Origin of the sequence: Nocardia cerradoensis NBRC 101014 (genome assembly GCF_000308535.1) — a bacterium.
GTDB classification, from domain to species: domain Bacteria; phylum Actinomycetota; class Actinomycetes; order Mycobacteriales; family Mycobacteriaceae; genus Nocardia; species Nocardia cerradoensis.
The window spans coordinates 52,421-60,900 of the sequence record NZ_BAFW01000029.1 but is presented as its reverse complement, the minus strand read 5'-3'; the positions used below and the strand labels follow the sequence as shown (position 1 = coordinate 60,900).

The window sequence follows — 8,480 nt, the reverse complement described above, 5'->3', positions numbered from 1 at the left end:
CGGCGCAGGACGCGACGGCGTCATATAGTTCGGGTCCGACGGATCACGGAAACCACCACCACCGTGCCCACCGGACGCCGACTGGTGCTGACCACCAAAACCCATTGTGCCCGAATGATTTCCGCCGCCCCCCGCCCCGGCCGACTGAGTCGGCGGGGCAGGAGCCGGGCGCGACGGCGTCATATAGTTCGGATCCGACGGATCACGGAAACCCCCGCCCGCCTGGTTATTTCCGCCCGAGTTCTTCGTCGCGGTATTCGTCGTGGCGCCAGTGCTCGTCGATGACGACTCGGTCTGTCCCGGCACCGGCCTCGGTGTCAGCGGGTTGTTGGTCGGTGGCGTCTTCGGCGGGGCCCACGGCGCTTTCGCATTCATCCACAGGTTGAATCGCGGGTCGCCCTCGGTATTGGTGGTCGTCTTCGTACCGAGACCGCGGATACCGCCGACCATGCCACCGCGGGCCGCACTACCGACCCACCCCTCCGGCCCCGCGAAGGCGCCCGCGAAATCGCCGGTCACCGCGCCCGCGCCGATATTGCCGAAGATGTTGCCGAAGACACCGGCCGTGGCGCCGATGGTCGCGCCTTGCAAAAACATTCCCGACCGGAACGGCATATTCGTGATCGCGCCGCCGAATTTCTTGTCGAGGTTACTGATCCCGAAGCCCATGTAGCGGCCGAGTTCGCGACTGGGGATGGTGCTCAGCGCCGACGCCGCCCAGGAGGCGCCGAATTCCTTCCAGTTGAATCCGTGCCGTTTACCGTCCGCGATCTGCGCGCCCTGCACGATCGCATTGGTGACCGGCGCCCAGAGCGCGCCCTCGCCGAATTTCAGCGTGTAGACGCCCATGCCCTTGGCCGTCGGCAGAATCGTCTTGGCCTTGTACTTCCAGGTCTGCCCCTTCATCCCCTTCCAGGTATCGGCCGAGAGGATGTGTTTGAACCAGTACCGGGAGGCGCCGTTGAGTTCGCCGCGGGTCGCGAATCCCAGTTTCGCCCAGGCCCGTTCGAGTGCGTTCTGCAGTGCGTCGGCGATGAATTTCACGATCGATCGCGTGGTGCCGATCGCAGCCGCCTCCACCGCCGGCGCGGTCGGCGGAAACAGCCATGCCCAGGCGATCTCGACCAGCAGAATGCACAGCGAGACAATGATGTTGATCTTCGCCGACTGCAGTTCGGTTCCGACGTCGAAGGTCGAATCGCCGATGGTCTTGAACGATTCGGCCAGCGTCGCGAGCGACTGGTCCCCCTGCAGGAAGACGTCGAACAACTTGCCGATCTGATCGGCGGCATCACCCGCCGGAAAGGCCGCCATCGCCGCGTTTTTCGCGCTCTCGATACCGGAGACCTGCGCCGCGAGATCCTTGGACGCCTGCTCCCACGCCCGCGACACCGCCCACATCTTGTCTTCGTCGCCGTCGGGCCAGCTCGCACCGGCAACCCAGGCAATCGGACGCACGGGCGGGGGCAGGTACAGGCTCACGACGGATCAGTCCTCGTCGGACACCATCGAGCGGTGCGCGCTACCGTCCATCGGATGCGCGGGCGGGACGTCGCGATAGTCCTCGAGCCGGGTCGGCGCCGGGGGCGCGGTGGGCATCATCTGCCCGAGATCCGGTGCGCCCTCGACGAATTCCGACAATTTGGGCAACTGCAGTTTGCGTTCACGCAGCGGCTGCATCAGTTCGGCGCCCTGGCGCAGCACCTCGGCCGCGGCCTGCTGCACCGCCGCGGTCATCCCGGCGGCGATCTCGTCGTAGGTCAGATCCGCGATATCGTCGGCGAACTTCGTGTCGATCAGCAGCCCGTCGGCATTGACCGTCACCTGAATTCGCTGCTCACAGGTGCTCGCGGTGGCCGTCAGGCGGGAGCGTCGCAACTGGATCTCCGCGATCCCGCGCAATTGCTCGTCGAGCCCCTCGAGCACCGTCATCATGTCGGCATGGAGCCGTTCGTTGACCACTGCCACCTCCACCGTCGACGCGCGCAGTAGCAACAACAGCACACCAGATTGAATATCCGGTGGCGCCCAAGGAAATTCAGTGTCGACTACCGCCGTGCACCCGGGACAGATGGGTGGCCAGCGCCTCGAAGATCAGGAAGTTCGGAATATCGCTCACCATCGCCGAGGTCAGCGCGAACCAGCGCCCGGCCACATCGACGCTGAGCCGGCCGTCGGAGATCGACACCTGATTCACCTGCGTCCACGGCGCCGACTTGCGGGGTGAGCCGACCTCGTACCACGTCATCCACAGCTCGCCGAACACGAGCCGATGCCCCGCCTGCAGGGCTGCCAGCGCCTGCGGCAGCTGAGCGTCGGTGACGGCCCGCTGAATCGCCGGACCCCACTGCTGCGGATCCGATATGCCGTCGCCGACAACGAAATTCGTACCGGCGAGGTCGGTGAGGGTGTAGGCGTAGGTGGTGCCGATGTGATGGCCGTTGCGCATATGCCGCACGATGTTCTGGTACACGGTGGTGCTGTCGTAGCGCACCGCCCACAACCGTCCCAGCAGGGCCGCGACCAGTCCCCGATCGTAGAGGTCCAGCCGGGCGCCCTCGTAACTGCGGGTGCAGCGGAACGCCCGAATCAGCGCCGGTACCAACACGATCGGGAAGATCGCGGCCAGGATGCCGAGCACCGGCTGCCTCACCGCGAACGACACCACCGCGGCGATCACCCCCGCGCTCGCGAGCACGATCAGCACGATCTTGCCGCCCGTGCGCGGCGACCGGGGCAGATATGTCTGCTGATGCCGGCCCAGCCCGGACCGCGCGGCCAGATCGCCGATCGCCGCCGCCAGGTCCCGATCGTTATCCTCGGCCATCACCGAACCGGCCACAGTCCCCCCTCGACACACGATTACCGATTCAGCTTAATCGACCTGGCGCGGCCGACGCGCTGTGGCACACCCGCAGCGCCTCGCCGCACCGCTTGTGAGATGTCCAATGCGCACGCCGGAACCGATCGATCGCACCGGCGCGCGAGTTAGGTTCTCGACCAGCAGATATTCATCGACACGTGCGGCCGCCACACCGTACGCCGACTGTGAGGAGGGCCCGTGACCGAACGCAGGATCGCCATGAACCCCGGAATGCACGAGGTTCTCGACTACTTCGGCAAATGTCCCGAATGCGGTTATCCCGCACGGGCTTCGGCCGATTTCGCCGGGGCGCCCACCGTCGTCGCCAGCTGTGACCGCCCGTGCGGCTGGACGGGCGTGGTTCCGCTCACCACCATGACCGGGCGTACGGCGTAACAGCCCTCCGACAGCACGACGCACCCGCGCCGACGAGGCCACGGGTGCGTCGCGAAGAGAATTATTCGGGGCGGACGGTCAGGATTCGCGGGCCGTCCTCGGTGACCGCCACGGTGTGCTCCCAGTGCGCGGCGCGACTGCCGTCGGTGGTAACGACGGTCCAATCGTCTTCCAGCACAGTGGTTTCCGTGGTGCCGAGGGTCAACATCGGCTCGATGGCCAGCACCGACCCGACCACCAGTTTCGGACCGCGTCCGGGTGCGCCCTCATTGGCGAGGAACGGATCCATATGCATCTGACGGCCGATGCCGTGTCCGCCGTAGCCGTCGACGATGCCGTAGGCGCGGCCGTGTTCCTTCTCCGCGGCGCGCGTGCCCAGCTCGATCGCGTGCGAGACGTCGGTCAGGCGATTGCCCGGCAGCATGGCCGCGATACCGGCGTCCATCGACAGCCGGGTGGCCTCGCTGAGCAGCCGGTCGGCCTCGATGACCTCGCCGATGCCGAACGTCCACGCCGAATCGCCGTGCCAGCCCTCGAGAATCGCACCGCAGTCGATGGAGACCAGATCGCCCTCGGCGAGCACCTCGTCCTTCGACGGAATCCCGTGCACCACACGGTCGTTCACCGAGGAGCAGATCGAGCCCGGGAAACCGTGATAGCCCTTGAAGGACGGGACGGCGCCCGCTTCGCGGATGGTCTGCTCGGCGACCTCGTCCAATTCCAACGTCGACACGCCGGGCTTGGCGGCCGCGCGCACGGCGACCAGCGCGCGGCCGACGATCGCGCCGGCCGCGGCCATGGCATCGAGCTCACCGGCGGTGCGGAACGGCACCACCTTCTTCTGCTTGAGGCCGAAAACCATTCGCCTCAGCGACCCAGGGCTCGGAGCGCGCGAGTGTTGACCTCGGCGATCTCGCCGACACCGTCGACGGCGACCACGAGACCGTCGTAGTGCTCGAGCAGCGGCTCGGTTTCCTCGCGATACACGTTCATCCGGTTCCGGATGATCGTCTCGTTGTCGTCGGTGCGTCCGCTGGTGCGGCCGCGCTCGACCAGACGCTCGACGAGCGTCTCCTCGGGAACCTCGAAACTCAGCACCGCGTCCAGCGCGTGGCCGGATTCCTTGAGCATCTTCTCCAGGGCCTCGGCCTGGTCGACGGTGCGCGGGTAGCCGTCGAGCACGAAACCGTTGACGGCGTCGGGCTCGGCGATACGCGACTCCACCATGCGATTGGTCACATCACTGGGCACCAGATTGCCCGCGTCGAGGTACTTCTGCGCCTCGCGGCCGAGCGGGGTCTGCTGGGAGATGTTCGCACGGAACAAATTCCCCGTGGAGATGTGCGGAACGCCCAGCTTGTCCGACAGCAGTTCGGCCTGTGTCCCTTTACCGGCACCCGGCGGTCCGAGCAGTACGAGTCTCACTTGAGGAACCCTTCGTAATTTCTGTTCATCAGTTGGCTCTCGATCTGTTTGACCGTATCGAGGCCGACGCTCACGACGATCAGCACCGACGTGCCGCCGAACGGCAAGAAGTTCGAACCGCCACCGCCGCCACCGATGTGCAACAGCAGGTTGGGCAGTACGGCAACAGCACCGAGGTAGATCGAACCGGGGAGGGTGATTCGGCTCAGTACATAGTTCAGATAGTCGGCGGTCGGCTTACCCGGACGGTAACCGGGAATGAAGCCGCCGAACTTCTTCATCTCGTCCGCGCGCTCCTCCGGGTTGAAGGTGATCGCGACGTAGAAGTAGGTGAAGAACACGATCAACGCGAAATAGATCACGACGTACACCGGGTTACCCGGGTTCACCAGATACTTCTGGATGATCTTCTGCCACCAGCTGTCGGAGTTGGTCGACTGGGTCAGCTGGGCGACCAGGTTCGGCAGATACAGCAGCGAGGAGGCGAAGATCACCGGGATCACGCCCGCCTGGTTGACCTTCAGCGGTAGGTAGGTCGACGACCCGCCGTACATCTTGCGGCCGACCACGCGCTTGGCGTACTGCACCGGTATTCGGCGTTGGCCCTGTTCGACGAAGATCACGCCGACGATCACCACGAAGGCGGCGACACACACCAGGCCGAAGATCAGCCCGCCCTTGCTGTCGAGGATCTGCTTGCCCTCGCTCGGGATGCGGGCGGCGATACCGGCGAAGATCAGCAGCGACATACCGTTGCCGATACCGCGCTCGGTGATCTGCTCGCCGAACCACATCACCAGCGCCGCGCCGGCGGTCATCACCAGCACGATGATGATCATGCCGAAGATGCTGGTGTCGGCGAGGATGTCCTGCGGGCAGCCGCGCAGCAGCTGACCGCGCGCGGCCAGGGCGACCAGACCCGTGGCCTGCAGAATCGCGAGCGCGACCGACAGATACCGCGTGTACTGCGTCATCTTGTTCTGGCCGGACTGGCCTTCTTTTCGCAGTTCCTCGAACCGCGGGATGACCACCGTCAGCAGCTGGATGATGATGCTCGCGGTGATGTAGGGCATGATCCCGATCGCGAACACCGACAGCTGCAGCAGCGCACCACCCGAGAACAGGTTGATCAGCTGGTAGATGCCGGCATTGTCACCGCCGGAGACGACGTCGATGCAATGGCGGATCGCCTTGTAGTCGACGCCCGGCGACGGTAGCGAGGCGCCGACGCGGTACAGCGCGATCAGGCCCAGCGTGAAGAGAATCTTCCGCCGCAAGTCCGGGGTCCGGAAGGCCGACACGAAGGCGGAAAGCACAGATCCTCCTGGCTGACGACACGGGGGTCACGCCCACTTCCGTCACCTCGGCACATACCGGTGCCCTACAGGGCAGAGCCGGTCCTGTGCCACGACAACGGGGCAGACTGGTTGGCAGACAACACTTGAACTCTAACAGCGACGCCGGACGGGCTCTCACCCGTCCGGCGCCCCGACTGTATTACCAGTAACTGTCAGCCCAGTTCGGTGGCGGTACCACCGGCGGCGGTGATCTTCTCCTTGGCGGAGCCGGAGAACTTGTCGGCGCTGACCTGAACGGCCACACCGATCTCGCCCTCGCCGAGCACCTTCACCAACTGGTTCTTACGCACGGCACCGGCAGCGACGAGCTCGTCCTTGCCGATGGTGCCGCCCTGCGGGAACAGGCGCGCGATATCGCCGACGTTCACGACCTGGTACTCGACGCGGAACGGGTTGGTGAACCCCTTCAGCTTCGGCAGGCGCATGTGGATCGGCATCTGGCCGCCCTCGAAACGGGCCGGCACGTTCTTGCGAGCCTTCGTACCCTTGGTACCGCGACCGGCGGTCTTACCCTTGGAGCCTTCACCGCGACCCACACGGATCTTCTCGGTCTTGGCGCCCGGGGCGGGCCGCAGGTGGTGGAGCTTGATGGGGGTCATGCGGTTTCCTCCTCAACGGAAACGAGGTGGCGCACGACGTTGATCAGCCCGCGGTTCTGGGCGTTGTCCTCGCGGACCACGGTCTGGCGGATACCGCGCAGGCCGAGGGTGCGAAGCGACTCCCGCTGATTCTTCTTGGCGCCGATCGTGGACTTGATCTGGGTCACCTTGAGCTGTGCCATGTCAGACTCCCTGTCCGGCACGCGCACGCAGCATGCCCGCCGGGGCAACGTCCTCGATCGGCAGACCGCGGCGAGCGGCCACCTCCTCCGGACGCTGCAGCATCTTCAGGGCAGCGACGGTCGCGTGCACGACGTTGATGGCGTTGTCGCTACCGAGCGACTTGGCCAGGATGTCGTGGATACCGGCGCACTCCAGCACGGCACGCGCCGCACCACCGGCGATCACACCGGTACCGGGCGAGGCCGGACGCAGCATGACGACACCGGCGGCAGCCTCACCCTGCACCGGGTGCGTGATGGTGCTGCCGATCATCGGGACGCGGAAGAAGCCCTTGCGAGCCTCCTCGACACCCTTCTGGATGGCCGCGGGAACTTCCTTGGCCTTGCCGTATCCGACACCGACCAGGCCGTTGCCGTCGCCCACGATCACCAGGGCGGTGAAGCTGAAGCGACGACCACCCTTCACGACCTTGGAGACGCGGTTGATCGCTACGACGCGCTCGAGCTGGTTCTTCTCGGCGGCATTGTCGCGACGGTCACCGCCGCCGCGACGGTCGCGGCCACCGCCGCGCTGATCGCGCTCGTTGCCACTGCCACCCTGTCCGGCGGGTCCGCTGCCGCCGTCACGCCGCTGACGTCCCGGCATCAGACGTTCCTTCCGTTCATGTTCATTCGGTCCATGAGCTGAATCTGCATCAGAATTTCAACCCACCTTCGCGAGCAGCATCCGCCAGAGCGGCGATGCGGCCGTGGTAGTCGTGGCCACCGCGGTCGAACACCACGGCCTCCACACCGGCAGCCTTCGCGCGGGCGGCCAGCAGCTCGCCGACCTTCTTGCCCTTCGCGGACTTGTCACCGTCGAGCGCGCGCACATCGGCCTCGATCGAGGACGCCGAGGCGACGGTCTTGCCGACGGAATCGTCGATCACCTGGGCGTGCAGGTGCCGCGAGGAGCGGAACACGACCAGACGCGGACGCTCGGCGGTGCCGAGGACCTTCTTGCGCAGACGGAAGTGCCGACGGGTCTTCGACACCCGGCGACGAGTCGACGCATCCTTGCCGACCGGCTTGCGGGCGGCTTTCTGAGCTTCAGTTTGTGCCATGGCTTACTTACCCGTCTTTCCGACCTTGCGGCGAACGACCTCACCGGCGTAGCGGATGCCCTTGCCCTTGTACGGGTCGGGCTTGCGCAGGCCGTGGATCACTGCGGCGATCTGGCCGACCTTCTGCTTGTCGATGCCGGACACCGAGAACTTGGTGGGGGCCTCGACCTGGAAGGTGATGCCCTCGGGGGCCTCGATCGGAACCGGGTGGCTGTAGCCGAGGGCGAACTCGAGGTTCGAACCCTTCTGCTGCACGCGGTAACCGACGCCGAAGATTTCCATCTTCTTCTCGTAGCCCTGGGTCACGCCGACGATCATGTTGTTGATCAGAGTGCGGCTCAGGCCGTGCAGCGAGCGGTTGCGGCGCTCGTCGTCCGGACGGCCCACCTCCAGCTCACCGTTCTCGGCCTTGGTGACGGTGATCGGCTCGGCGACGGTGTGCGAGAGGGTGCCCTTGGGACCCTTCACCGACACCTGCTGGCCGTCGATGGTCACCTCGACGCCGGCGGGAACCGAGATCGGCTTCTTACCGATACGCGACATTGTTCCTACCT

12 protein-coding genes are annotated in these 8,480 nt (G+C 65.8%); 1 reads left to right on the top strand and 11 read right to left on the bottom strand.

Annotation, left to right across the window (positions count from 1 at the left end):
- The 3 genes from ON23_RS04285 to ON23_RS35740 all read right to left on the bottom strand — a co-directional run.
- On the bottom strand, positions 1 to 1,482 hold a 1,482-nt coding region (locus ON23_RS04285), incomplete at its 3' end, for a WXG100-like domain-containing protein (protein ID WP_039776506.1).
- A 6-nt stretch (positions 1,483 to 1,488) separates the two neighbouring features.
- Positions 1,489 to 2,004, bottom strand: a complete 516-nt coding sequence (locus tag ON23_RS04280; protein WP_051041969.1) for a YbaB/EbfC family nucleoid-associated protein — start codon at positions 2,002 to 2,004, stop codon at positions 1,489 to 1,491.
- 34 nt (positions 2,005 to 2,038) lie between these two features.
- A complete protein-coding gene (locus ON23_RS35740) occupies positions 2,039 to 2,827 on the bottom strand; it encodes a DUF6585 family protein (RefSeq protein WP_157170157.1) in 789 nt (262 codons plus the stop codon).
- A 234-nt stretch (positions 2,828 to 3,061) separates the two neighbouring features.
- Between ON23_RS35740 and ON23_RS04270 the strand changes: the two genes are divergently transcribed.
- Positions 3,062 to 3,259 carry a hypothetical protein gene (locus ON23_RS04270; RefSeq protein ID WP_039776505.1) on the top strand — a complete coding sequence of 66 codons (198 nt, stop codon included), beginning with the start codon at positions 3,062 to 3,064 and terminating at the stop codon, positions 3,257 to 3,259.
- Positions 3,260 to 3,320: 61 nt separating this feature from the next.
- Here ON23_RS04270 and map read toward each other — a convergent pair whose 3' ends face one another.
- The 8 genes from map to rplF form a co-directional block, all read right to left on the bottom strand.
- On the bottom strand, positions 3,321 to 4,121 hold the full coding sequence (map, locus tag ON23_RS04265; RefSeq protein WP_036498219.1) for a type I methionyl aminopeptidase: 801 nt from the start codon (positions 4,119 to 4,121) through the stop codon (positions 3,321 to 3,323).
- Positions 4,122 to 4,126: 5 nt separating this feature from the next.
- Complete coding sequence (locus ON23_RS04260; RefSeq protein ID WP_039776504.1) at positions 4,127 to 4,684, bottom strand: adenylate kinase; 558 nt, start codon at positions 4,682 to 4,684, stop codon at positions 4,127 to 4,129.
- Positions 4,681 to 6,000, bottom strand: a complete 1,320-nt coding sequence (secY, locus tag ON23_RS04255; protein ID WP_039776503.1) for a preprotein translocase subunit SecY — start codon at positions 5,998 to 6,000, stop codon at positions 4,681 to 4,683. Before secY ends, ON23_RS04260 begins: the two co-directional genes overlap by 4 nt.
- A 194-nt stretch (positions 6,001 to 6,194) precedes the next feature.
- Positions 6,195 to 6,641: a 50S ribosomal protein L15 gene (gene rplO, locus ON23_RS04250; RefSeq protein ID WP_030513405.1), complete on the bottom strand. Its 447-nt coding sequence runs from the start codon at positions 6,639 to 6,641 to the stop codon at positions 6,195 to 6,197.
- Positions 6,638 to 6,823, bottom strand: a complete 186-nt coding sequence (gene rpmD / locus ON23_RS04245; RefSeq protein ID WP_030513404.1) for a 50S ribosomal protein L30 — start codon at positions 6,821 to 6,823, stop codon at positions 6,638 to 6,640. Before rpmD ends, rplO begins: the two co-directional genes overlap by 4 nt.
- Position 6,824: 1 nt before the next feature.
- Positions 6,825 to 7,469 carry a 30S ribosomal protein S5 gene (gene rpsE, locus ON23_RS04240; RefSeq protein ID WP_039776501.1) on the bottom strand — a complete coding sequence of 215 codons (645 nt, stop codon included), beginning with the start codon at positions 7,467 to 7,469 and terminating at the stop codon, positions 6,825 to 6,827.
- Between the two features lie 49 nt (positions 7,470 to 7,518).
- On the bottom strand, positions 7,519 to 7,926 hold the full coding sequence (gene rplR, locus ON23_RS04235) for a 50S ribosomal protein L18 (protein ID WP_036498216.1): 408 nt from the start codon (positions 7,924 to 7,926) through the stop codon (positions 7,519 to 7,521).
- A gap of 3 nt (positions 7,927 to 7,929) precedes the next feature.
- Positions 7,930 to 8,469: a 50S ribosomal protein L6 gene (gene rplF, locus ON23_RS04230; protein WP_030513401.1), complete on the bottom strand. Its 540-nt coding sequence runs from the start codon at positions 8,467 to 8,469 to the stop codon at positions 7,930 to 7,932.
- Positions 8,470 to 8,480: the final 11 nt, after the last annotated feature.